The 22,081-nt window shown below is 68.5% G+C and carries 21 protein-coding genes, 1 tRNA gene and 4 pseudogenes; 12 read left to right on the top strand and 14 right to left on the bottom strand.

Translation table 11 applies throughout. The features are described from left to right. Nucleotides 1-57: 57 nt before the first annotated feature. Nucleotides 58-1,002 (top strand): LysR family transcriptional regulator, encoded by a 945-nt coding sequence (locus ACQEVM_RS36745; RefSeq protein ID WP_433086748.1) that lies wholly within the window; start codon nt 58-60, stop codon nt 1,000-1,002. Between the two features lie 117 nt (nt 1,003-1,119). Here the strand turns inward: ACQEVM_RS36745 and ACQEVM_RS36750 are convergent, their stop codons facing one another. Beyond that, complete coding sequence (locus tag ACQEVM_RS36750) at nt 1,120-2,379, bottom strand: MFS transporter (RefSeq protein WP_433086750.1); 1,260 nt, start codon at nt 2,377-2,379, stop codon at nt 1,120-1,122. Between the two features lie 284 nt (nt 2,380-2,663). On the opposite strand from ACQEVM_RS36750, the gene ACQEVM_RS36755 reads away from it, so the two are divergent. Beyond that, entirely contained in the window at nt 2,664-3,260 is a 597-nt protein-coding gene (locus ACQEVM_RS36755) for a TetR/AcrR family transcriptional regulator (protein ID WP_433086752.1), read from the top strand. Between the two features lie 1,023 nt (nt 3,261-4,283). Here the strand turns inward: ACQEVM_RS36755 and ACQEVM_RS36760 are convergent. From ACQEVM_RS36760 to ACQEVM_RS36770, 3 genes are all read right to left on the bottom strand, one after another. Further along, nucleotides 4,284-5,924 carry an RICIN domain-containing protein gene (locus tag ACQEVM_RS36760; RefSeq protein WP_433086754.1) on the bottom strand — a complete coding sequence of 547 codons (1,641 nt, stop codon included), beginning with the start codon at nt 5,922-5,924 and terminating at the stop codon, nt 4,284-4,286. Between the two features lie 176 nt (nt 5,925-6,100). Beyond that, nucleotides 6,101-6,310 carry a hypothetical protein gene (locus tag ACQEVM_RS36765; RefSeq protein WP_433086756.1) on the bottom strand — a complete coding sequence of 70 codons (210 nt, stop codon included), beginning with the start codon at nt 6,308-6,310 and terminating at the stop codon, nt 6,101-6,103. A 121-nt stretch (nt 6,311-6,431) separates the two neighbouring features. After that, nucleotides 6,432-6,680, bottom strand: coding sequence for a hypothetical protein (locus ACQEVM_RS36770; RefSeq protein WP_433086758.1), 249 nt, complete (start codon nt 6,678-6,680; stop codon nt 6,432-6,434). A gap of 563 nt (nt 6,681-7,243) precedes the next feature. Between ACQEVM_RS36770 and ACQEVM_RS36775 the strand changes: the two genes are divergently transcribed. Further along, nucleotides 7,244-7,363, top strand: a tRNA-Arg gene (locus ACQEVM_RS36775). Here ACQEVM_RS36775 and ACQEVM_RS36780 read toward each other — a convergent pair. From ACQEVM_RS36780 to ACQEVM_RS36790, 3 genes are all read right to left on the bottom strand, one after another. Further along, complete coding sequence (locus ACQEVM_RS36780) at nt 7,345-7,953, bottom strand: hypothetical protein (protein ID WP_433086760.1); 609 nt, start codon at nt 7,951-7,953, stop codon at nt 7,345-7,347. The two genes, ACQEVM_RS36775 and ACQEVM_RS36780, sit on opposite strands and share 19 nt — an antisense overlap. Before the next feature lie 96 nt (nt 7,954-8,049). Then, nucleotides 8,050-8,442 carry a hypothetical protein gene (locus tag ACQEVM_RS36785; RefSeq protein ID WP_433086762.1) on the bottom strand — a complete coding sequence of 131 codons (393 nt, stop codon included), beginning with the start codon at nt 8,440-8,442 and terminating at the stop codon, nt 8,050-8,052. Between the two features lie 323 nt (nt 8,443-8,765). Continuing rightward, nucleotides 8,766-9,257 (bottom strand): hypothetical protein, encoded by a 492-nt coding sequence (locus ACQEVM_RS36790; protein ID WP_433086763.1) that lies wholly within the window; start codon nt 9,255-9,257, stop codon nt 8,766-8,768. A gap of 65 nt (nt 9,258-9,322) precedes the next feature. Here ACQEVM_RS36790 and ACQEVM_RS36795 point away from each other — a divergent pair, with 65 nt between their 5' ends. Further along, nucleotides 9,323-10,225, top strand: a complete 903-nt coding sequence (locus ACQEVM_RS36795) for an RNA polymerase sigma factor (protein ID WP_433086765.1) — start codon at nt 9,323-9,325, stop codon at nt 10,223-10,225. On the opposite strand, the pseudogene ACQEVM_RS36800 reads toward ACQEVM_RS36795, so the two are convergent. Further along, nucleotides 10,226-11,651, bottom strand: a pseudogene (locus ACQEVM_RS36800) (DUF6177 family protein). A gap of 120 nt (nt 11,652-11,771) precedes the next feature. Next, nucleotides 11,772-12,410, bottom strand: a complete 639-nt coding sequence (locus tag ACQEVM_RS36805) for a hypothetical protein (protein ID WP_433086767.1) — start codon at nt 12,408-12,410, stop codon at nt 11,772-11,774. A 290-nt stretch (nt 12,411-12,700) separates the two neighbouring features. On the opposite strand from ACQEVM_RS36805, the gene ACQEVM_RS36810 reads away from it, so the two are divergent. Beyond that, a complete protein-coding gene (locus tag ACQEVM_RS36810; protein WP_433086769.1) occupies nt 12,701-12,964 on the top strand; it encodes a hypothetical protein in 264 nt (87 codons plus the stop codon). 592 nt (nt 12,965-13,556) lie between these two features. Here ACQEVM_RS36810 and ACQEVM_RS36815 read toward each other — a convergent pair. Continuing rightward, nucleotides 13,557-13,910: a hypothetical protein gene (locus tag ACQEVM_RS36815; protein WP_433086771.1), complete on the bottom strand. Its 354-nt coding sequence runs from the start codon at nt 13,908-13,910 to the stop codon at nt 13,557-13,559. A 411-nt stretch (nt 13,911-14,321) separates the two neighbouring features. Here ACQEVM_RS36815 and ACQEVM_RS36820 point away from each other — a divergent pair. Next, a pseudogene (locus tag ACQEVM_RS36820) lies at nt 14,322-14,418 on the top strand (IS5/IS1182 family transposase); the annotation flags it as partial. Nucleotides 14,419-14,591: 173 nt separating this feature from the next. Here the strand turns inward: ACQEVM_RS36820 and ACQEVM_RS36825 are convergent. Then, nucleotides 14,592-15,161, bottom strand: coding sequence for an SMI1/KNR4 family protein (locus ACQEVM_RS36825; RefSeq protein WP_433086773.1), 570 nt, complete (start codon nt 15,159-15,161; stop codon nt 14,592-14,594). Between the two features lie 474 nt (nt 15,162-15,635). On the opposite strand from ACQEVM_RS36825, the pseudogene ACQEVM_RS36830 reads away from it, so the two are divergent. Then, nucleotides 15,636-15,749: pseudogene (locus ACQEVM_RS36830) on the top strand (zinc finger domain-containing protein); the annotation flags it as partial. A gap of 22 nt (nt 15,750-15,771) precedes the next feature. Here the strand turns inward: ACQEVM_RS36830 and ACQEVM_RS36835 are convergent. Continuing rightward, nucleotides 15,772-16,893 carry a PP2C family protein-serine/threonine phosphatase gene (locus ACQEVM_RS36835; RefSeq protein WP_433086775.1) on the bottom strand — a complete coding sequence of 374 codons (1,122 nt, stop codon included), beginning with the start codon at nt 16,891-16,893 and terminating at the stop codon, nt 15,772-15,774. 651 nt (nt 16,894-17,544) lie between these two features. Between ACQEVM_RS36835 and ACQEVM_RS36840 the strand changes: the two genes are divergently transcribed. Together ACQEVM_RS36840 and ACQEVM_RS36845 are read left to right on the top strand one after the other, a co-directional pair. Next, nucleotides 17,545-17,967 carry a PP2C family serine/threonine-protein phosphatase gene (locus tag ACQEVM_RS36840; protein ID WP_433086777.1) on the top strand — a complete coding sequence of 141 codons (423 nt, stop codon included), beginning with the start codon at nt 17,545-17,547 and terminating at the stop codon, nt 17,965-17,967. 239 nt (nt 17,968-18,206) lie between these two features. After that, nucleotides 18,207-19,049 (top strand): MerR family transcriptional regulator, encoded by an 843-nt coding sequence (locus ACQEVM_RS36845; protein WP_433086779.1) that lies wholly within the window; start codon nt 18,207-18,209, stop codon nt 19,047-19,049. Here the strand turns inward: ACQEVM_RS36845 and ACQEVM_RS36850 are convergent. Continuing rightward, a complete protein-coding gene (locus tag ACQEVM_RS36850) occupies nt 19,022-19,765 on the bottom strand; it encodes a transposase (protein ID WP_433086982.1) in 744 nt (247 codons plus the stop codon). The genes ACQEVM_RS36845 and ACQEVM_RS36850 overlap by 28 nt on opposite strands. A 27-nt stretch (nt 19,766-19,792) precedes the next feature. Here ACQEVM_RS36850 and ACQEVM_RS36855 point away from each other — a divergent pair. Further along, nucleotides 19,793-19,941 (top strand): annotated as a pseudogene (locus ACQEVM_RS36855) (ATP-binding protein); the annotation flags it as partial. 36 nt (nt 19,942-19,977) lie between these two features. On the opposite strand, the gene ACQEVM_RS36860 reads toward ACQEVM_RS36855, so the two are convergent. Next, entirely contained in the window at nt 19,978-20,352 is a 375-nt protein-coding gene (locus tag ACQEVM_RS36860; protein WP_433086781.1) for a hypothetical protein, read from the bottom strand. Nucleotides 20,353-20,618: 266 nt separating this feature from the next. On the opposite strand from ACQEVM_RS36860, the gene ACQEVM_RS36865 reads away from it, so the two are divergent. Both ACQEVM_RS36865 and ACQEVM_RS36870 read left to right on the top strand, forming a co-directional pair. Beyond that, entirely contained in the window at nt 20,619-21,203 is a 585-nt protein-coding gene (locus ACQEVM_RS36865) for a transposase (RefSeq protein ID WP_433086984.1), read from the top strand. Nucleotides 21,204-21,574: 371 nt separating this feature from the next. After that, nucleotides 21,575-22,078: a hypothetical protein gene (locus ACQEVM_RS36870; RefSeq protein WP_433086783.1), complete on the top strand. Its 504-nt coding sequence runs from the start codon at nt 21,575-21,577 to the stop codon at nt 22,076-22,078. Nucleotides 22,079-22,081 lie beyond the last annotated feature (3 nt).

Here is a 22,081-nt window from a genome sequence, read left to right on the forward strand (position 1 = left end):
CCTCACCCACGGGCGGCAGGGAAAGACCAGAAGACTCTGGATCTATAGTCCACGGATATGAGTGAGCTGGAGGTGCGGGAGCTGAGGTACTTCATCGCGGTCGCCGAGGAACTGAACTTCAGCCGGGCCGCGCAACGCCTGGGGATGGCACAGCCCCCGCTGTCGAAGACGATCGCTCAGATGGAGTCCCGGCTCGGGGTACGCCTGCTGGAGCGCACCACCCGGCAGGTGAGGCTGACCAACGCCGGTCAGGTGCTGCTCGAACAGGCCCGGATCGCGGTCGACGCGGTGCACGCGGCGGCCCGGCGAGCACGCCGGGCCGGTCAGCCGACACCCCGGCTCGTCGTGGCGGTCAAACCGGGAGGCGATGCCGGGTTGCTGCGCGAGATCCTCGACGCCTACCGGGGAACGGGTTCGCATCTGCCGCCGCCTGAAGTCGTCGTCGGCGGCAGCGGAGAGCCGATCGCCATGCTGCGGGACGGCCGTGCCGACGTGGCGCTGCTGCGCAGCCCGTTCGACGGTCAAGGGCTTGATTCCCAGACACTCGTGGTCGAACCGCGACTGGCCGTCCTCCCCGCCGCGCACCGCCTGGCCGGACGCCGGCGACTGCGACTGACCGACCTCGAGGGCGAACCGGTCCCGCGCTGGAAGGGGGCCGCGCCCTCCACCACCGCCTACTACACCGGATATGACGGCGCAGGAGCAGGCGAGGGCCACACAGGCTTGGCGCCGGCCGACGCTCCCGAGGGGCCGCTCGTGGCCAGCGTCGAGCAACTCCTGGAGGTGGTCGCGCTGGGACAGGCGGTGGCGTTCCTGTCACGCTCCACCACCGAACGGCACCAGCGCCCGGACATCGCATACCGGCCGGTCACCGGCCTCAGCCCCAGCGCGGTCATGGTCGCTTGGCCGGAGACCTCGCGATCCCCAGCCGTCGCCACCTTCGTCCAAGCCGCCCATGACGTCGCCGCCCACCACCCTGACCACGTGACCGCACTGGCCTGACCGGCGTACTCAACCCCCGGTCGCCCCGACCCGAGTGAAGCGAACCTGTCCATCGACCACCGGGCGGTACACCGGAACCTGTCGTGGGCGGCAGCGCACCGCCCTGCGGGGTCGTCGTCAGCTCTCCGGCTGGTGCGGGATTCGGGGAACGTCAGGCTGCTGCGGCTGTGCGTTCCGAGTCGGCGTGATCTGGGTGGCCTTCTGTGGTATTCGGGTGGCGCGGGCGGTCGCGAGACCGGCCAGGAGGCCCAGGGGGAGGGCGGAGAGCCATATCAGGGCCGGAGGTCCGATGCGGCCGAGGGCAAGTCCGGACATCGGGCCGATCGCGGAGCCGATGTCCTGTGTGGTGGACAGGGCGGCCTGGTAGGTGGCGCTGTGCCCCGTGGGGGCGTGGCGGCTGATGAACGCCGAGGTGGTGGGGCCGTAGATCATCATCCCGAAGGAGGTGATGAGAGCCGCCGCGACGAGGACGGGGTAGCCGAGGCCGGCGGCGGCGAATCCCGCAAGGCCCACGCCTTGGAGGGCTGCGCCCAGGAACAGCAGCCGGCCGGTGTCACGGCGACGGGCCCAGCGGCTGACCGGTAGCTGGAACAGGATGATGGCGAGGGCGTCGACGGCGAACAGGGCTGCGTAGGCGGTGGGGCTGATGGAGTCCACGCGGTTCAGGAGGACCAGACCGTCGGCTTCCCACCAGGTGAAGGTGATGGTCAGCAGGCTGCCGCCGAGTATCAGCAGAGCCAGCCTGCGGTCGCGCAGGATGTGGGTGAACGAGTTGTACACCTCCTTGGCCTCCCCGCCGATTCCCTCCGCCGGGGTTTCGGGGCCCAGGACGCGATCCGCGGGGACGGCCACGAACACGGCGACTGCGGCGCCGACGAGCAACACGCCCGCTGCCGCGAACACGCTCGACAACGAGAAGGTGACGGCGACCGCTCCCAGGATCGGGCCGATCACGCCGCCGATGCTGGAGACCACGCGGGTCAGTCCGTAGGCGTGGTGGAGGTCCTCCTCCGCGTGCAGGTCGCCGATGAGTGCCGCGATCGTCGGGTGGAAGGCCGACTCGAAGAGCCCTGCCGCCAGGAACAGCAGGACGGCGAACACCGCGTGGTGGACCAGGAAGAGACTGCCGTAGCCCAGAGCCATCCCCGTCGTGGAGAGCAGCAGCATGCGACGGTGCCCGATCCGGTCGGCCAGGGCGCCCCCGGCCAGGCCGCCGGTGAACTCGCCGACGGCCTGGACGAGGAAGAGGGCCCCGGCCGCCGCTCCGCTGAGCCCGCCGACGCGGTGCGCCCACAGGATGACGAACGGCAGCATGATGCCGTTGGCGAGCGCGCCGAGCAGCCGCACTGTGAGAAGTCCCCGAAACGCGAAGGTCACCTGACGTGGAGTCGGTCCGCCGCCGACCCCGGGCGCCGCGGCGCTCACGTGAGGTCCCCCTGAACGGCGGCCGGTCGACTGTCGGAGGTCGGGCGGGCCTGTGCGGGTCCGGCCGGGTTCAGGGCCTGCAGCGGCCTCGTGTGGTGCTGTGTGGAGTGCATGAGAGCTTCTTCCGCCATCGAGGGCAGTCGGGCATGACGCAACCGCCCATCCAATTACGTGACATGGTGTCTCGAAAAAGGCTAGCACCATTCCGAGGCACGGTGTCTTGATAAGCTGATCCCATGCAGAGCACCCCCCAAGAGCACGCTTCACCCGGGCGCCCCCGCAGTGAAGCGGCGCGGGTCGCCGTCCTCCACGCCGTCGACGACCTGCTCGTCGAGCAGGGATACGCGGCGATGACCATGAAGGGAATCGCCGAGCGGGCCGGCGTGGGACGCCAGACCGTCTACCGGTGGTGGTCCACCAAGGCCGAGATCCTGCTCGAAGCCAGCGCCTGCGACGCCGCGCACGAACTGGCCACGGAACCCCGGGCCCGTCCCACGGACGACCTCACCGCATTCCTCGAAGCGCTGACGTCCTTCCTCACCACCTCGCCCGCAGGCCTCGCCTACCGGGCCCTGCTGGGCGAAGCACAGCACGACAGCGCCGTACGCGACCTCGTCCGCACCGCCGACCTCCTCTCCACCGCAGCCCAGGCCGTGCTCGCCCGCATCGGCCCGCACGCCGCCCACATGCCCCCCGCGCCGCTGGCCGCGGCCCAGCTCACCGGGCCCCCCGTCACCGTCATCCTGGAGACCGGCAGCCCACTGTCACCCGCCCTCCTCGCGGACCACGCCGAAATCCTGTTCCGCGCCTGGACCGCGAAGCCGGCCCACTGACCCGCCCTGATCCGCCCCTGCCGTGCGCCCGGGCATCGCCGAATCCGCATCCCGGCTCGCGCCGGCGCCCGTGACCAGGGCCCGGCGTTCACACGGACTGCTCGCCGTCGCCAGGGTCCCGCAGGGACCGACGGCCCGGTTCCTGGGGCCGGAAGAAGGCGTAGCGGCCCAGACGGCAGCATCCCGTTCGCAAGCTGCCTCAATGCGGGCATCAGCGGCGGCGCGCCGGCCGGGCCCAGCCGGTCCAGGGACAGCTTCCCGTCCTTCACCGACACTGCGGTGTTCGTGGGGAGTCCGGCGATGCTCTGGTGGTCGGCGCCGTGCAGCGCGGAGGCGAGTTCGGCGAGGACGAGTTCGGCGTAGGCCTGTTCCGCCCAGTCGCGAGGACTGGTGTTCGCCGGTGTTCATCTTCGACCGGGCAAACCCCGGCGCGCACCGTTTCCGAGACCTTGGAACACGTCAACACCCACCAATATTCGAGAGATTGCCGTGACCGTCGCCGTCGTTCTGCTCACCACCGCACTCGTGACCGTCGTCGCTTTGCTGGCAGGAGGGTGAGCGCAGCCACGTTGGATGTTCCCGTGGGGCGGGCATGGCATGGCCGGCACCGGCGTGCACAGCATGGCGGGCTGACGGGGGAGGGCGTGGCCGGCCGGGTCCCGCGGGCTGCCGCGCTCTGAGGTGCGGTTCGGGGTCGGCGGTCACGGTGTTCGTCGCGCGGCATCCGCCGCCGCATCCGCCGGTGACCGGCTTCCCGAGGCGCTTGACTCCGCGGCGCATCCGCTCTCCGTGCGCGGCCGACACCCCGGCCTCGACGGCCGCCTCGCCCCGGGGAACTGGGCCTCCGGTTGCCCATGCCCCGCAGGCCCCCGACTCGGTGCGGACACGTCACGGGGCCGGACCCCCAGGAAGGTCCGGCCCCGGTTGGCGGGGGCGCGTCGCCCCCGCGGTTCATGTCGATGCCGCGCGGCTCACCGCCGCGTCACCATGCGAGCTGCCAACGGGCGCGATCTCCGATTCCGACTAGAAGTTGCGCACGTGCCACTTCTGGTACACGTTCTCGGCTTGAGCCGCGTCCTTGCTCCAGAGGGTGAGCCACACTCCGCTGTCGAGGGTGTTGCCCTTCGGCGTGATGGCCTTCCCGTAGGCGTTGAGGATCCTGCCGTCGCTCTGGGAGAACTTCTGGACGTCACTCGCCGGATCGCAGGTCCACAGGGTCAGCAGCGCGCCGTTGACGTTCGCACCGTTCCCCTGCGGGGTGAGGCACTTTCCGCTGGCCTTGTGGACGAGGAGGCCGTTGTCGAGCTTCCACCTCTGGGATTCCGAACCCGTGCACGGCCAGATCGTCACCGGGGTGCCGTTGTCGGTCTTGTCGCCCTGAGGCGTGGCGCAGATGAAGCCGGGCCGGTAGGGATCCACGAGCCAACCGAAGCCGGAGGAGTCGACCCGCCCCGCGTACGGTTCGAGCGAGTACACCACTCGTTGCCCGCCCAGGGCTTCATTGAGACCCCACAGACGTTGAGCCCGCCAGTCCCAGGAGAGGCCCTGGGGCAGCTTCGGCGTCTGGGAGATGACGCGCGGCGCCTCACCGGGCTTGGCCGTGTGAAGACAACCGTACTTGTCGTTGGTGTCGCCCATCGGGTATCCGGTGGCGGGACAGGCGCCCGTCATGAAGTAGTTGCCGGTCGCCCCGTCCCGGGCTATGCCGTTGATGCCCCAGACGGGGCTCGTCAGAATCTTCCCCGACGACACCACCAGGGGCGACTCCGGGCTTGCCGCGAGAGAGGGGAGGTCCCAGTTGACGATCCGCGCACCGCCCTTGTCGAGGGCTTCCACCGAGATCATCTTGTGCGTGTAGCGGTCGACGCTCAGGTTGCTGAGGCACAGCGGTCCGAGGGCGGGATTGCAGGCCCGATGCCCGCCCGAACCGAACGGTTGCGGGTCGGTGTCGATATCGGCGTTCTTCTTCGTCGTGTATCGGGCGACGAGGGGAAGTGCCCACCGGTGCCTGCGTGCCGAACTCTTACCGCCGGACAGACCGGTGGCGGTGCTGCTCGTATCGCTCATGCGCCAGAGGTTGCGCAGGTCGTAGACCTGAAGCTCCATGCCGTTGGCGACGAACAGTTTGTCCTGGTACCAGGCGATGCCATCCGCGTGGGAGAAGTACGTCAGCGGCTTGAAGCCGCCGTTGATCGGCTCGACGAGCGCGATGTGGCCGAAGGAGACCGAGTTGTTGAACGCCTGCGTGAGGGTGACCCGGCTGTACTCCTCGACGGTGGTCGGCGTTCTGCCCTTGACCCACGTCCCGAAGTACCAGGACGAGACGTTGAGGGAGGAGAGTCCCTGGTAGAGACCGTCGTCGGTGGCGGCGTGAGCCCCGGCGAAGCCCTGCGGCATCCAGCCGCCCGCCGCATTCGCGTAGTTGCTGTTGTCGAGCTCGGAATCCCAGCAGTACCCGTCGTAGCGCATGGTTCCGTTCAGGCCCGTGCCGTGGCACAGGCCGGGAACACCGTCATGTTCGCTCAGCACCTCGGACACCGAGGCCTGCTGCACGCCGGCCGCCACCGCCGAATCGATGAGGCTCTGTTTGTTGCCGCCTACGCGGGTGAGGGTGAACGACCCGTCGACCTCGGCCAGTGGAGTGGCCGCGGCTGCTTGTTGCATCGGTATGAGCAGGGTGGCGGCTATCGCCATCCCCAAAGACAGGCCAAACAGGCGCCGCACGCGCCCGAACACAAGTTTCATCACGAAAGACTATGAGGGCTCCCTCCATGCCCCTGACCTCCACCGTCTCACTCCCATAACGAAGTGGAGAAAAGATCCAGTGTGCTGACCCGATATCAGCCATCGCGGTGGAACTCGCCGCCGGACCGTTCGATCGTCGTCTCGGGTTCTTCGTTCCGAGGAAGGCCGGTTGACACGGGAAGGAACGCCCTTTCGGGCAGTGCGTCCCATCCCGCCTGGGTGGTCAGGTCGAACCCGGCAAACCCGCCGAATGCTCTCAGGCGCGCGATGGCGCGGAGCTGTTGGCGGGCTTCGTCGCGGTTCATCGAAGTCTTCTCGTTCGGTTTCGGGTGGAGGAGGCCCGCCCATGGCGTCCGCACGTCCGTCATTCCGCACCTCCGTCATGACGTCAATCGGGCCGTGGGACGGCCCCTGGCGAGCCGAAGGTCAGAGGATGCCGGCGTGCATGTGCTGCGCGAGGTTGTCGAGGGTCGCCCGGAGCAACGGGCCACGGACGGCCGGCAGGCGAACCAGGGTGTGCTGGAAGGTTCCCGGGCCGGCCCGGAAGAGGCGACGAGGGTGTGGCGCGGGTGGGTCGACGTCGTCGCGCGGTACGCCGTCGGGCAGACGGCCCGACGCGGGGACGGGCGGCTCGGGCTCGGGGAAGGCCGGCCGCAACCACATGCCGAGTGGCACCGGCACGCGGTACGCAGCCGGCCTGGCCCGGGGCCCACACCGCTCCCGTCTTTGGATGGGTCGGCACGAGGAGGACGTCGGAGCCTTCGATGGGAACCGGTCGTCCTGGTCCGGCCAAAACCGCGCGCCGCGCCTGCGGACCCGCCGGCAGCATGGTGTCGAGCGCGTGTCGGAACACTTCCCGGGCCAAGCCGTCCGGGACGGCGACCGGATGACCTTCCGAGGCTGCCATGAGTGGGCCAGGGCCTGGCCGGCCGCCGCCTCCCACTTTGGGCTCAACGACCACCAGTGGTTCTCCCAACTGCCCGACTCCAGGCGCGACCCCCACCGGGCGATCGGCTCGAAGGGGGGAGTGGCCTTCCCTTCGATCATCAGCTCCGCCCAGGAAAGCGGAGAGGCTCGGGTCCGCCCACGGGGAGACTGACTTTGTCCACGAGAACGAGTCCCGGCTCACCTCTGTGGTCCTGGTGTAGCGATTTTCGGTGCTGGAGAACGGCTCGCTGGACACAGGACGATCCTCTACCTTGAGCCGGAGCGGGATGGCGCGCATTCCCGCAGGCTGCGGTGCCGTGGCAGAGCGGCCCATTGCGATCGACGTGGGCGAGGTCCCCACTCACGTCGACTGACGGAGACGGGGCGGGCCTGCCTCCATCTGTCCGCGGGTTCAAATCCCGTCGGCACCGCAACCGACTGCGGGCTGGACCACCAGTGGTCCAGCCCGCGCAGCGAGCCCCATCTGCTGATCGGATCGATCGGGGGTGTGCCTTTCCCCCACCAACTGTGCCGCCCAGGAGACCATTACGGTGTCGGCGGGGAGGCGGTGTACGGCGTCCGGCGCGAGCCAGACCGCCTGCCAGAGCGAGCAGTCGTCGATCCGGATCGCCACGGGCAGGCCGCACGCCTCACAGGCCATGTTGGGGCCGTCACCCCAGTCGAGGCGGCAGCAGTAGCAGTAGCCGCCGCCTTCCTCCGGGATGAGCACGGTGCCGCGGGTATCTCCAGGTGCGACGACAACGGTGCCGGGTGCGGCGTCGGACAAGGCGTAGACCGGAGCGTGGATGCCTCGGGCCGCCGCTTCGTCGGGATCGATGTCCTCCCACATCCGCCACGGCGGCCCCCAGGGCTCCGGTTCCACGGCGAACGTGCCCGGCTCCATGAGTACCGGGAGCTGAATCCCGTTCCCGTACTTCTGATGGGCATGAACCGGCAGGGCCACCTGGGACAACGCGGTGGTCAGCTCAGCGCCGCACCCCGCACACACGAAAACGAACAAGCATCCTCCGTCTGGGAAACGGAGGCAACATCGCAGGTCGGCGACGGCCGGCCAATCCATTTCTCGGGGCGGGGGCGTCCGGGTGATGACGATCCGTCACGCCAACAGGTCGCCGCCCTCAGCGGGCACTGCCGAGAGGCACGGGTCTCCGGTCTCCCATCGACCCAGAAGGGGTGGATGTCCGTGGCGGTGATGGTGCATGTGGCCTGGCCTGGCCTGGCCGGTCGCGCCGTCGGTGTCGACGGTGAGTTCGCGCAGGTTCTTGTCGCCTTCGCCGACGATCAGGTGGGTGACGGCGCGGCCTGCGGTTTTGCCGGTTTCGGGATCGGTGGCCAGGACTTGCTCGCCGACCCGGATGTCCTGGATGGGTTTGTTCGTACGGTCGCCAATGAGGATCGGAGTGCCGGGTACGAAGCTGTGCTTCTTGCCGGTCAGGCACGGCGGGTTCTTCTTGCGGAGCTTCTCGAGGACCTCCTCACCCTTGGCCAACAGTTTCTTGGCTTCGGCGGATTCGTCGAGGAAGTCGTTGAGGCCGGTGACGATGCGCTTGAGGGTTTTGTCGATCGCCGGTATTTCCTTGATGATCTTGACGGCCTTGCCCCAGGGAAGGGCGCCGACCGCGGCCCAGAAGCAGCTCTCGAAGTCGCCTTCTTTGAAGCAATTCTTGATGTCTTCGAAGAGGAGGTCGACGATGATCTGACCGCCGTTCTCGACGAGGAGGTCGAGGAAGCCCTTCTTGTCCAGCTGGCGGGCCGCCTCCCACTGTTCCGGCGTGATGCCGGCCGCCTTCAGCGCCGCGATCTCCGCTTCGGTCAGCTTCGGGTGCTGGTCGCCGCCCTCCTTGACCTCTTTCGCTGCCGCTTCGCGGGTTTGCCTTGCTGTTCGAGCTCGTACTCCTCGGCCTTCTTCGCCGCTTCGTCCGCTTCGTCCGCCTCGTGGGCGTACGTGTTGGCGTTCTTGGCCGCGGCTTCCGGGGACTTGGCGTGGCCCTCGGCCGACTCCGCGAACTTGTTGGCGTCCGCGGCGGCCTTCTCCGCCTGGGCGGCGGCGCCCTGGGCGACGCCGGCCTCGTGCTCGGCAGGTTGGCGGCGCTGTTCGCGGCGACCGCGTGGCTGTCGGCCTCGGGGGCGGCGCCCCGGGCGCGGGAGGCTTCCGCTTCCGCCTGGTTGGCGGCGTTCGGTGAGGTGGTCGATGACGAAGGCGTACGCGCCGTCGACGTCCGAGACGGCGATGTGCGGGTGGAGGTCGTGCGTGCCGGAAGCGACGAGGGATTCTTTGAGAAACTCCTCTCCGACTTCGTCCAAAGCGAGTTCTCTTGGCCTCACTTGCTGCGACCGGCCCATGGGGGGCGGTCGTAAGGAGAACCAACATGACGAGCTTCACCCTGCGGGCCACGCCCTGCCTCAACTGCGCGACGCCGGTGGACCTCCTGGACGTGCCGGTCGCCGTCGAGACCGAGGACGTCCCGGTGTACAGGGACGCGACCCGTTGGTGCGGTCCCTGCATGCGCTACATGGACGACTGGGAGCGGTTCTACCTGCTCTACCAGCCGCGTGTGCACCGGTTCTGCCTGGCTCTGCTCAAGGGGATCCTGCCGGACAACGAGGACTACACGCAGGCCGCGGACGACATCGCGCAGGAAACGATGATCATTGCTTACGCGCACTTTCAGGACTGGGACAAGCCCGAGCGGGCCCTGTGGCGGACGGCGCGACGCAAGATCTACAAGAAGTGCGCGACCTACCGCTTCTTCACGAAGGACGGCTTCCCCGTCACCGTCCGGTACAGCGCGAACCCGATCGAGGACGATCTCGCCGCCACCGTGACATCAGATCCGACCGAGGCCGTCATCGACAGGGTGGTGCTGTACTCGGCCCTCGCCGGGCTGCCCATCGGGCCGCAGGAGTCCCTCATCGCGCACAAGGCCTTCGACCTTCCCGCGGCCGAGGCGGCCCGGGCACTCGACCGACCTGCGACCACCGTCAAGTCCCAGGCGAAACGCGGTCTGGAACTCCTTCGAGAAGCCGCCGCCAAGGGCGCCTTCATCCTCCTCCCGCCCGCCGGCGTCTACGGACTGTTCAAGGCCCTTGAACAGATCCCTCTCGACACGGTCGCCAACGGCGCGCTCGATGTCCTTGCCCAGCCCCACATCTACGTGATGGCCGTCGGCGCCGGAATGAAGTACGGCTACGCCTACCTTCGCGACGTACGCGACCGCCGGAACAACCGCCGTAGGCACTCCGAGCCGGGACGCAAGCACGACCTGAGCTAGCTAGGCCGGCGGCGCCCCGCGGAGGTGACGCAGGAGCTGCTCCAAGGCGGACCAGCTCTCAGCGGTCTCGCCATCGCCGAGAGCGTAGTAGAAGCCCGGACGGGCGCTCGACCCCAGTGGCATCGGACGGTCCTTGAGCGGCGTCCTGCTCGCGGTGTCACGCCCCGCCTCCTGGACCTCCGCGGGGCCCAGCACGAAGGCGTAGGGCAGCGGAGGGCGTTCGAAGTGCGGCGGAGCGCTCAGGTCCCGGCGCGCCTCGCGCAACTGACACAGCATGGTCGTGAGTCCGTGCCGGGTCACCAGCTCGTCGGCCAGTTCCGGCAGCGCTTCCAGGGGGAGCTCCTCATCGGGGCCGTAGCCCAGGGCGAGGGTGACGTCCTCCTCCACACCCTCCGGGGTGCGGATCACGCGCAGGGTGGCGCCGGCGGGCCGGTCCGGGTTGCCGACGACCACTGTCCAGGTGGATCGGGGGGCGCGCTCGTAGGCCAGCTCGGTCAGCTGCCGTCGCGACCAGGTCAGCCCGGCCGGCTCCGAGGTTCCCCAGCCGGCCGGCGGCCCACCGGTCAGTGTCTGCCACGCCGCTTCCAGCGCGCCGCCGAGAACGAGGTCCGCCACGGGGCGGTGCAGAGTGCGGAAGGAGAGGATGAGCTGACGCTCGTCGGTGGGCCCGTTCTCCGTGAAGGTGTCCGCCACCGGACTCTCGCCGCTCTCGTCCCGGGCCGGGGTGAAGGCGTCGTCCTGCCAGGTCAGTACCGCGCCCGTCAGTCCGTCGTAGTAGCCGCACCGCTCGTCCTGCACCACCCAGCGCGAGGGCAGGGATTGCAGCAGCATGTGGGTGGGCGGGGAGAGACGGCAGTGCGGCGGGGTGACGATCTGCAAGGACCGGTCACTTTCCACGGTGGCCCGCAGTACCTCGGAGAGCCAGCTCGTCATGGGGACCACCGGGCGGTCCTGGAGTACGACCGCGGCCGCGTCGGTGAGCATGTCGACGGACGGCTGGGCGGCGGCGGGGGCAGGTACGGCGGTGATGCCCGAGACGTCGACCGGGCGGGCCGAACCGACGGTGCCGGGGGCGTCCGGCGGCCAGACCCTGCCGCCCAAGAGCATGGTCATACGTGCGGCGAACGCACCCGCGAGCTGCTCCGCCTGGGAACGCCCGCGGCGGCGCGGGCCTCGACCCACCATGCCGGGCCGTCGCCCGATGGCTCGGCGCCGGGCCCCAGCAGCCGGGCCGCCTCGCCGGGCACCTGGAGCATCAGCGGCACCTCGATCGAGACGAGCGGCCGTCCCTCGGCGTCGCACAGTTGGACCACGGCGCCCTCGCCGGCGGTCTCGACCCGCAGGTCCGGCCCGCCCGCGTGCAGCCCGCCAGGACGGCCGGCGCGTCCGGCATGCGCTCGGTGAGCGCGATCACGTCCTTGGTCATGCCACATCCCCCTGCTCATACGCCCACGTCGCTTGAATTTTCGACGCCCGGCTCTCTGACGCAGCCGGCTGGATTTCCCCAACCGCGGCCTTCAACAGCGACCTTGACGCTGTCGGTTGCCTAACCCCACGCCGTATCAGTGAGGTCCGGTCCAAGCCCGTCAATGATGTCGGGAGCCTGGAGTCCGTAGCCCTCCGCCAGCCCGTAGTACGTCGGCTCACCAGGTTCCGCCGGGATTCCGAGCACCCGTTCAAGTTCCTGGATTGCCGAAGCGAGCCGCGGTGCATTGTTGGCCTGGATGGCAGGGTGGGGTTCGCCTCGGAAATCGCACTGCCCCCAAATATCGTGGTGTACGGACAATTCAATCCAGAGGTCCGTCTCTTGAGGGGCCACGATGAGTTCCACGAGACGGTACTCACTGTGTCGTTCTCCGTCCGCGTCGAACCAAGCGCCCGGCCCAAGCACGAGGATTCCACCGATCTCTGCCTGCGGGTGACCGGTCGGTCGACAGGCGCGGATTGCGTCGGGCAGTGCGGGTGCGTCGAGTGAACGCGTGGTCAGGCGGCTGTGAACGCCGAGGCCGCCCCTACCGGTCTGGAACCAGTCCCACTCAAGTGAAGCCGGCACCAGCAAGGCGTGCTTCTCCAGCACCGCACACATGCGCGACGCGGTCATGAGCGCGAACTCGAGACCGGGCTCTTCGACGTCCTCCAGGTTCCAGGACCACGAGCCGCTCTCTTTGGGTGCGCGCATCAGCATGGTCGGCAAACTCCTCAAGGTTTGACTGCATTGGTCGGATAGATGGTGACAGACCCGTCATCGAAGCCTGATGCACAGCCGGGATCATGTTTTTCTGCTTCACCTGGAAAAGGAGACCCTCAGGTTTCTTGAACCCCGGGATATCAGAAGATCAGCCGCTGGAAATGTACTCCGCAACGGTACTCCGCAACGGCCGCCCTGTGTTCGGACTTCTTCAGCTGCGTCAGCATACGGCCCTGATCCACTGGCGGAACTTTGAGGTCAGTGAGAGCGGCAGCAACGGTGGCCTCGTGCGCAGGGTCCATGGGTCCACTGGGCTGCTGGCCTATCCGGTCGCGTTCCAGAACGACCCCGGGCTGCAGCTCCGGTATGTCAAGGCCGCTGCCCGGGCCGTCGCCGGTACCGCCCCCGTCACCCGAGGACGGGCCGTCGGCACCTCCGGTGGCGCTCGGCGGCTTCCCGCCGTCGCCGTGGCCGTCCGCGGCGTGACCGGAGTGTCCCGGGGCGTCGGGGCCGCCTTCGCCGGGGGTGTGCGAGCCACCATTTCCGCCTGATGGGCGAGGCGAGTCCGCACCGCTGCACGCGGCGGGCCTTGCGCTGGGCCGGCCGGTACCGCGGGGATGCCCCGGGCGCCGTCGAGCGATCGGCAGCGGGCGAGGAACTGGTGGTGGACTGCGGGGACGGTGGTCACGCGCAGGGTGTAGCCCTGGCCGCGCCGTACGGTCATGCCTTGGTCGAGCGCGGCCTGCTCGGCGGGCTCCAGGTCGGTGGTGCGGGAGGTGGTCGGCGACCTTGCCCGGCATGTCGAGGGTGACCGGCAGCTCCGCCTGTCTGTCGTCAAACCCCGTCAGCACGAGCACGCGTGGGAGATCCGGGACGCGTACGAATACCACGAGTACGACGACGCGGAGTGGGGGCGGAAGTTCCGGACATTCCTGCACGGCCGGGCCCGGACGCGCAGGGGGCCGGCCAGGGCGGTGATGAACTCGCGGGCCCTCGTAGAGGTCAGCCGCTTCGGGGCCCCGTCGCGCACCGCTTCCGGGGAGTGCACTGGGCGGTGGAACCGGATGCCCGGCACGAGAACGGATCGGCCCTGCGGTCAGGATCGGGCTGGGTGTCTCGCGCGCTCAGCCCGATCCCAACGCTCTATGAGGCTCTTGCGGTAGTCAGGAGGAACGGGTCGTATTCGTCCACCTGCGACGGTCGAAACGACATGGGGACCGAGCTCTCCGCAGCGGGCTGGAAGCAGGTGACGGCAAAGTCGATGTCCTTGGCGGTACCCAAACGGGATTCGGCCGGGTTGCCAGTGTCTGCAAAGGAGACCCTGCCCAGGTCAACCGGGATGTTGTCCCACGAACCGCCTCCCGGCGAGACATCGCAGGAGGTGTTGGTGAGTTCGCCGGTGAACAGCGTGCCGCCGTCCGCTGCCTGAGCGCAGGGCGCCACGACCAACACGGTGCCGAGGGCGAGAAGAGCCGGTGCCAGGATTCTTGTGATCACGGATTGACCAACGAGTCTCCCCACCGGGCGTCACTCACCGCCACCAGCCAACCTCTGCGGGCGCTTTGCTGCGGCATTCGAGCTCGCCGGCGGTTCCCGAAGTCGGCACTGGCAAGAAGTGCAGAATCCTGCGCAGCATCTTGGCTGCCACGGACGGTCACCGAGCTCTTTCAGAGTGGCCAATGATCGGGTGACGGGCCAGCGTCCCGCAACTAACAAGGCTCCGGTGCCGTTGAGAGAGATGCTCGACGTCTCAACTCAACAGCTCAGAAGCCTCGTTGGTTGCCCGACCTGCCGCACTCGACCTGCCTCATGCTCTGGTCGAGTGGGTATCGATGCTCATCGTCACCCGTGAGGGTGACCGACGCTGCAAGCTCCCGCCCCACCAGCGCGCCCTCGTCGGCCTGGTCTCAGGTCGTGGCCGACCCCACCGGCAAGCTGCTGTGGATCTCACCCGCGCTGCCCGGTCGCACCCACGACCTGACCGCGGCCCGCACCCACCGCATCATCCGGATCTGCGAACGCCAGGGCGTCCCCGTGCTCGCCGCCCGCGTTTACCCCAACCGGATGACAACCATCGCCGCGGCCATCCTCACCCTGGAACGTCAACGCTCATGAATCTCATGGCCGTTCCAGAGTGAGGACGGATCGGCAATGGTCGTCATCCGGTTGGGAACCGTCTCACGACCAGACAAGTCGACCTTCGGTGAACCGACAGACCGGGTAGCTGCCATCGGCGATCCTCGTCAGCGTCTCCGCTACGGAGTCGAAGTAGTGGGCCATCGATTCGTACTCGCCCGTGACCGTGATCTCACCCACGAACCAACGGCCGACGCGCCCGTCCCGCGCATCGATGAACTTTCCCGTCCAGCCGTCCTGGTCCGACAGGAACGGGATCCACTCGTTACGCCAGAACGGATTGTCCGGCTGGTCCGGAGGGTCGAATCCACCGGGCATGGAGCGGTTCGCGTAGAGCCTCTCCATCGCCCGGATGCCCAGAAAGAAGCTTCCCTCGTCGGGGAACCCGTCGAAGCCGCAGCATGCCACTTCGTCGTCGACGTCTTCCTCCGGCAGATCCAGATTGTTCTGCAACAGCCACGTCCGCAGGTCCCCATGCAGGGAGATCCCCATCCGTTCCTCGGCTGCCGCGAGCATCTGCTCCGTAGCGGGCCCTGGCAGATCTGCGTGATCGGCCGGCGCGTGCTCCCGAAGAAGGCTCATCACACGCGACCAACTCTCAGCCACACTCATCGCCCTCTGCCCTCCGTCCTCTCTACAGGGATGTCTCCGTCCGACTACGCGCGCCACTGCGGAGGTTGGAAGTATCGGCCGGAGTACCTTGCAGGGATGGTACTTCGAGCGTGTGTTCCATCCCTCCCCACGATCATCTTCCGCCCCGAAGCGCAGGGGCGGCCACTCAGCGAAGTGACCGCCCGCAACCTTTCACAGACAACCCACTGTGCCCGGCGGGCCCAGCCGAGGAGCTCCCAGGACTCACACGAGGGTCACGGCATCACCCTGGGGTGGCGAAGCTGAAGACGCTCACTCTCATAGATGTTCATCCGTGAGAGTTCTGCGAGAGCCCCCGAAGTGATCACGTTTCTGCAGGTCGTCGTTCGTTGAAGCCTCTCGGAAGCTGCATGTTGTGCGAGGCACTGCTGAGAGGATTCCCGGATGGATCTCGCACCCGATCGGGCCGCATTGGCGGTATGACGTCACGAATGCCCGAACTGCGACGCGCCCGCCGGCTCCGCCTGCCGCACCCGCGGCGGGAAGGCGGGAAGACTGCCGTCGAGGACCACACTCGAACTTCGATGTCACACGTTCAAGAATCGATGACACAGAAGACTCGCCGGGTCGTTCACGGGCCGCCTCCTGTCGCCTGGCGCTCCGGGCTCGGTCCTGACCTGTCTTCGGGGGTGAACTCCATCAGGAGCAGGGCGGAGTCGTCGTCGTGCGGCGCACCCGTGAAGGCGGCCACGTCGGCCCGCAGCCGGCCCAGGGCCGCCTCGGGGTCTGCTTCCTTGAGTACCGGCCCCGCTCGCTCACTCACCGGGTAGAAGTGTCCCGCACTGTCCCGTGCCTCGCTCAGGCCGTCGGTGTAGAAGAGGATCCGGTCCCCGGCGTGCAGGGTCAGCTGTGTGACGCTGTCCTGCTGATCGCCGGGTTCCGTCAGCGCGGAGAGTCCGAACGGTGGCAGCGGGACGGCCGATTCGAGGAGCGTGATCCTGCCGTCGGAAGTGAGCAGCAGCGGTGCGGGATGACCGTGGTTCAACACGACGAGGTCTCCGACGGGGCTGATCTGAGCGATGAGGCCGGTAACGAAACGCTCGCCGTCGGTCCTGCGCTCCAGAGCCCCTTCGATGCGGCGGCCGACGTCCGACAGGTCGACGAGCTCGGGCGCGGCCTCCCGGAACGCGGCCAGAACCACGGCGGCGCAACGTACGGTGCCGAGTCCCTTGCCCTGGACGTCGGCGATGACGAGGCGGACGCCGTGCGGGGAGGGCACCGCCTCGTACAAATCCCCTCCGACACGGGTGGCGTGACTGGCCGAGACGTACGAGGCGGCCAGACGAACGGGACCCATCGTCGGCGGGACGGGGACGAAGAGCACGTCCTCCAGCGTCTTCGCCACTTCCTGCACGTCCACGAGGCGCCGTTCGGTCCGCAGCCTGGACCGCGCCGCGTAGGCAGCTGCCAGTGTGACGTAGGCGATGGCCACCAGTGCGACATGCATCCGCAAGGCGCCGAACCGGTCCGCCTTCGCCGCGAAAGCGAGGCACAGAGCGATGGCCACGCCCCCCATGGCGAGGACGTTTCGTACGGTTCCCCGCGCGGCCGTGATCGCCGGCCCCGCGGCGTACACCGGCAGCAGGTTGTACTCCGGACCCGTGACCGCGTCCACGACAGCGACGCCCAGCATGGTCGCCAGCGGCAGCGCGATCGGTGAAGCAACCGCCGCCCTCATCCGGCGCAGCACCACAGCCGTACCTCCCGGGCTCACCCGCCTGTGGCTTCCGCTGTCCGCCCAGCCCGGGAGGACACCAGAGGGGCGGGGCCGCGCGGCCGCCTGCCGACCTGCCTGCCGGCTTCAGCATACGAAGGGCATCACGAATACATGGTGAGGAACCGGGCGCGCCGGGGTGTCGTCGTGGTGGCCGAGCATGCGGGCGATCACGGGTGCGCGGGCCTGGAGAACGCGGTGGCGGATGGCCGCCGCGCGTCCTCGCCGGGTGGGGGAGCCCAGGTGGTGTTGGACGACTCTCTGCGTGAGCACGTACGTGGGGGTTCGCGACGCTCTCGGGACGTGCTGCTGGTGGAGCGTCAGCTTCAGCGAGGTCGGCTCGCTTGTCCGGTCTGTGGTGCGGTCCTGGCGCCGTAGGAGCACGGCCGGGCCCGGGAAGTACGGGGTGATCTGGGGGCGAGGCTGTTTCTGCGGCCTCGCCGTACGCGTTGCTCGGGCTGCGGCGTCACGCACGTGCTGCCGACTCCCACACCGGTCGACTCGAGTGGGCCGAAGCCCGCATCGAGGCCCTCGAACTCCACGCACACGACACCCTCAAGCCCGCGACCGCGCTCTACAGCGCAGCACTCACCGAGGCACCGCCGGCTCGGCCACCAGATGATGAGGATCGTGGCCTGGACCCGGCCCGGGCGGCCCAACTGGATCTGCTGGGCGGGCGACTGCCGGGCGTACGGAGTTGATCCGCAGACGGGGGTGCCGACCGCGTGCACGAGCGACCGCACCACGGCCACCTGCCTGGTGAGCAAGCGGGTCGACCCTCAGGCCGCCGCGCCGTTCGCGTCCCGGATCCGCACCTCGCCGGCCGATGCCACCCCCAGGGCGATGGACCAGCTGTACGTTCCCGCCGGGCACCTCGTGATCCTCACGTCCGACGGCGTACACGACCAGGTCGCCGCAGACGCAAGAGAAAGCCTGGTACGGGAACACCAGCATGATCCACGGGCCCTGGTCGTCTCGCTGGTGGCCGCGGCCGCGCCCGACGAAGAGGGGTACCACGACGATGCGACCGCTGTAGTCCTGGCACCGGCGTGACGTCCATCGGCGTTGGCTTCCGCCTTGATGGGGATCCTTGAGAATCTTCAACCCCTGCTCGGCGTGCCATCAGACCTGATCGACGGATCTCCCCGGCCATTCCGAGCCTGTCTTGGGACGGGGCACCCAGGGCAAGGGACCGCCCGATGGCCCGTCAGGGTCCGGGTGGTGTAGTTGCACATGCCGTAGCGGCATGTGGTGTCGTCGAGGGCACCACAGCACGAAAGGCCCTGTCTGCGATGTACCCCTCCGCCACGCCTCCCCGCGAGGTCAAGATCGGCGATGCCGCCGCCTTCGCCGGAACCACCCCGCGCGCCATTCGCCACTACCACCAGATCGGTCTGCTGCCGGAGCCCGAGCGAGGCGGAGACGGACGCCGCCGCTACGGCTACGACGACATGATCCGCCTGCTGTGGATCCGCAAGATGTCCGAAGCCGGCATCAGCCTGGACGACATGCGCGCCGCCTTCGACGAAGCCCGGGACGTCGAGGATGTCCTGGGCCGGCTGGAGGAGACCCTGGCCGCCCAGGAGGCCGACATCAAGCGTCAGCGCGCGGCAGTCCAGCGCCTGCGCGCCGTGGGCAGCCCACTGGGCCTGCTCTCCCCGTTGGTCACGGACCGGCTCAGCCACCTGCCTGCCGGCGCACTGCGCCCCTCCGACCTGGACACCCTGCTGGTCACGGAACGGATCTTCGGGCCGCTGGGAGCCGCAATCCAGGCCAGCGTGTTCATCACCCTGGCCACCCATCCCGACCTACGGGCCGAGGCAGACCGCCTCGACGCGGCCGACGCCGCCCTCGACGACACCGTCGACCCCCACGACCCGCGGGTCGATGAACTCGCCGCGCAGCACTGCGCCCACCACGAGGCCCTGCACCAGGCCATTGAAGCGGCCGGACTGGAGGTGGCCGAGGAGAAGCTCTTCGATATCTACGACGCCGAGGCGAGCGGGGAGGACGACGTCGAGATGAGTGCCTTCGAAGCGGTGACCAAGATGCCCTACGGCTTCTCCCCGGCCCGGACGCGGTGCATGGAACTCACGGCACGACTCCTTTACGGGGACCTCTCCGCAGGCAGCTGAGCGAGGTCAACCTCGACATGGCTGCCCGCCTCAACCTCTCGCAGACCGCGCTGCCCGGCCCCCGCACTGCGGGCGAGGGAGAACGCCGGGCTCATCGACCTGCCCCTGACCCGGTCGACCAGCGAGCTGGGGTCCCCAAGAACTCGTAACACGATCATGATCGCGCGCTCTTGAGGTGTCTGAAGCGGATGAGGCTGCAGGCGAGGGGGATGAAGGCGTCGTGGAGTTCGGTGCGGCGTTCCCAGCGGACGGCGAGGCGTTTGAAGTGGTGGGGGGAGGGCGAAGGTCTGCTCGACGACGTAGCGGAGTTTGCCCAGGCCCTTGATGTTCGGGCAGCCCCTCCGCGAGATGACGGGTAGGATCCTGCGCTTGCGCAGTGCGTCGCGGTTCGGGTTGGAGTTGTAGCCCTTGTCGCCGAGCAGGGCTTCGGGCCGTCTGCGGGGCCGGCCGGGGCGGCCTGCGACGGGTGGGATGCCGTCGATCAGGGCGAGGGTTTGGGTGACGTCGTTGACGTTCGCCGCAGTCGTGATGACCTTGAGCGGGGTGCCGCGTCCGTCGCAGATCAGGTGGTGTTTGCTGCCCGGTTTCCGCCGGTCGACCGGCGACGGACCGGTGTCGGCGCCCCCTTCTTCGCGCGGACATGAGAACCGTCCACGCACGCGTGACCAGTCGAGCTCCCCGGCCGCGTTCAGCTCCGCGAGCAGGACCCGGTGCAACTGGTCGAAGACCCCCGCCTTCTGCTCAGCGAGTGGGGACAGGTGTCCGCGATGAGGTCCTCGCCACCGGCATTCTCGACCGCCTCCTCCACCACTGCGACGTGATCTCCATCAACGGACCCAGCTACCGGCTCAGGAACCGGCTCAAGGCCATCGAACAGGACACCGACGTGGCCTGGACAGGCCGCGTCGACTCGGCGGCCGGGGCACGATCAGTCGTCTTCGAGTCGCTGGAAGACCGTGGAGAACTCGTCGTTCTCGATCAGTCCAGCAATCACCTGGGTCATGCTGTCGATGCCGGGATCCCGGACGATCAGGCCGTCCGACACCCAGAAGTAGCGGCCGCCGAGAGCCTCGTCGGTTCCTGCCCAGGTCTGCATCAAGCGTTCGACCTCAGCCACCGTGAAGACGGTCGCACTCCACCGGGAGCCGTCCTCGAGGTCCACGAAGACATCGACGTTGCACACCAAGTCCAAGTTCTCACCTGTGCTGGGCAGGAACGAGGCCTCGAAGACCTCCGCGCGAACCCGGTACCACGGACCGTCCCAACCTCGTCTGACCGAACCAGGTGATGCGCTGTGACTCATCGTGCGAGTGTCTCCGGCCGGCCTGCCGATCTCAACCAGGTTCCTCAGCCGTGCTCCTGCCCGCGACACAACTGGAAACGTTCATCCGTACGCGACTGGGGAGCTTAGGTCGTACGCCGACAACAGTCTTCGCGCCATCGCACGTGACCTTAAGCTCAGCCGCGGAACGGTCAACCGCTTCGCAATCGCCGCGGACGTCGATGAACTCCTCATCGCAGCCATCCACCGGCCCACCCTGATCGACGATTACCGCCTCTACCCGCACCATCGCTGGTTGGAGGGCTGCACCAACGCCTCCGCGCTCACACGGGAAATCCAGCGGCTGGGCCCGCAGCGACGTCACCACCGTCCGCCGGCGCCTGAATCCTTACCGCAACGGCGCGATCCCGGCGACCGCTCCCTCGCCACACCTGACCGTCCGCAGGATCACCGACTGGATCATGCGCCGCCCCGAGCACCTCACCGATCTTGAGCAAAAGAGTCTCGACGAGCTGTGCGAGCGCAACCGCGCGCTGGCGACGACCGTCGAGTACGCACGCCGCCTGGCGCGGATGATCCGCACCCGCCGCAGCGAACACCTCGCCCTCGACGTCCGGATCGCCGATGTCCGCCTCGACGGCCAACGCGAACTCCGAACCCTGGCCAACGACATGCGACGCGACCGCGCAGCCATCAAGGCCGCCCTCGCCACGACCTACACGTCGGGAGCAGTCGAGGGCAACGTCACCAGGATCAAGCTAGCGGCAGCGTCTGGCCGTCCCGCTCGCGTTGGACGTGATTGTTCGGCAACGAGTTTGCCGTGGAGGTGGGTGACGCTGGTGCATCCTTCGGCGAATCGGCGCTCCAGGTAGGGCTTGTAGGGGTCCAGCCTGTTGTGACGGGGCCGGTTCTCACGGATGGTGTCCTGCCAGCATGCGGCCTTCGCACACCTGAGTACGGTGTTGAGGCCCCAGCCCAGGTGCCGGGCAATCACCCGGCGTGAGAACCGGAGCGCCGACCCCTCTCATCAAATCGAGCAGTTTTACGATGCAGGGGTGACCGGCGAGAGCACTTTCCCCGACGACCTCCTCCAGCTCCAGGAGCGCCCACGCCGAACACCGCGCCCACCTCGCCGACCTGCCCTGGAGCTTGGAACCCATCGCGGGTTGGACGCGCGGCGAAAGGTTCTCCCACCGCGGCGACGTCCCCGACAACCTCGGCTGGCCGAGGCGGCGTAAACGACATGCAGGACCCCCTGCTGCCCGTGCCCCCGGCCCTGGACCAGCTCCTGGTCATACGCCGCTGGCTGGAGCTCACCCTTGCCCGCGTCGACGAACGGATCACCGCGGTTCGCACCGTCGACGAACAGCGCGCCCACCGCCTACCGCCACCGGAACCGCCCCGCTGGTGGATCGAATACGGCATCGGCGCCGACCGACGGTCCGACCGCGTCCACACCGGCGCCTGCAATGTCACCAGCCGCGGCCGCTCCGCCACCCGCGACATGATCCTGGAGGTACTGCTCCACCGACCGGTCGATCTGGCGGATCGCCGGCGCGAGGGGAATGGTCTGCTCGAAGTGCTCGCGGCCCTGCTGGCCGCGTTCGACCTGAGTGTGGTTGACCTGGTGGTTTATGCGAATCGCCGAGCGTCACGCTTGTCACCAAGCAGTTGCGCGGGCAGTGGATCACCACGCGTGGCGTCGAGGCCGTCGCGACTGCTTGGTGTCGGCGATGGATGCCCCTGAACG

Source organism: Streptomyces sp. CA-243310 (assembly GCF_050936775.1).
In the GTDB taxonomy this organism is placed as follows: Bacteria; Actinomycetota; Actinomycetes; order Streptomycetales; family Streptomycetaceae; genus Streptomyces.

Bases quoted from the DNA above. Each gene is read 5' to 3' on its own strand.
- ACQEVM_RS36795 (WP_433086765.1), top strand. From the start codon at position 9,323: ATGACGAGCTTCACCCTGCGGGCCACGCCCTGCCTCAACTGCGCGACG.
- ACQEVM_RS36765 (WP_433086756.1), bottom strand. From the start codon at position 6,310: ATGAACCGCGACGAAGCCCGCCAACAGCTCCGCGCCATCGCGCGCCTG.
- ACQEVM_RS36870 (WP_433086783.1), top strand. From the start codon at position 21,575: ATGCAGGACCCCCTGCTGCCCGTGCCCCCGGCCCTGGACCAGCTCCTG.
- ACQEVM_RS36845 (WP_433086779.1), top strand. From the start codon at position 18,207: ATGTACCCCTCCGCCACGCCTCCCCGCGAGGTCAAGATCGGCGATGCC.
- ACQEVM_RS36805 (WP_433086767.1), bottom strand. From the start codon at position 12,410: ATGCTGATGCGCGCACCCAAAGAGAGCGGCTCGTGGTCCTGGAACCTG.
- ACQEVM_RS36755 (WP_433086752.1), top strand. From the start codon at position 2,664: ATGCAGAGCACCCCCCAAGAGCACGCTTCACCCGGGCGCCCCCGCAGT.
- ACQEVM_RS36860 (WP_433086781.1), bottom strand. From the start codon at position 20,352: ATGAGTCACAGCGCATCACCTGGTTCGGTCAGACGAGGTTGGGACGGT.
- ACQEVM_RS36760 (WP_433086754.1), bottom strand. From the start codon at position 5,924: ATGCAACAAGCAGCCGCGGCCACTCCACTGGCCGAGGTCGACGGGTCG.
- ACQEVM_RS36825 (WP_433086773.1), bottom strand. From the start codon at position 15,161: ATGAGTGTGGCTGAGAGTTGGTCGCGTGTGATGAGCCTTCTTCGGGAG.
- ACQEVM_RS36745 (WP_433086748.1), top strand. From the start codon at position 58: ATGAGTGAGCTGGAGGTGCGGGAGCTGAGGTACTTCATCGCGGTCGCC.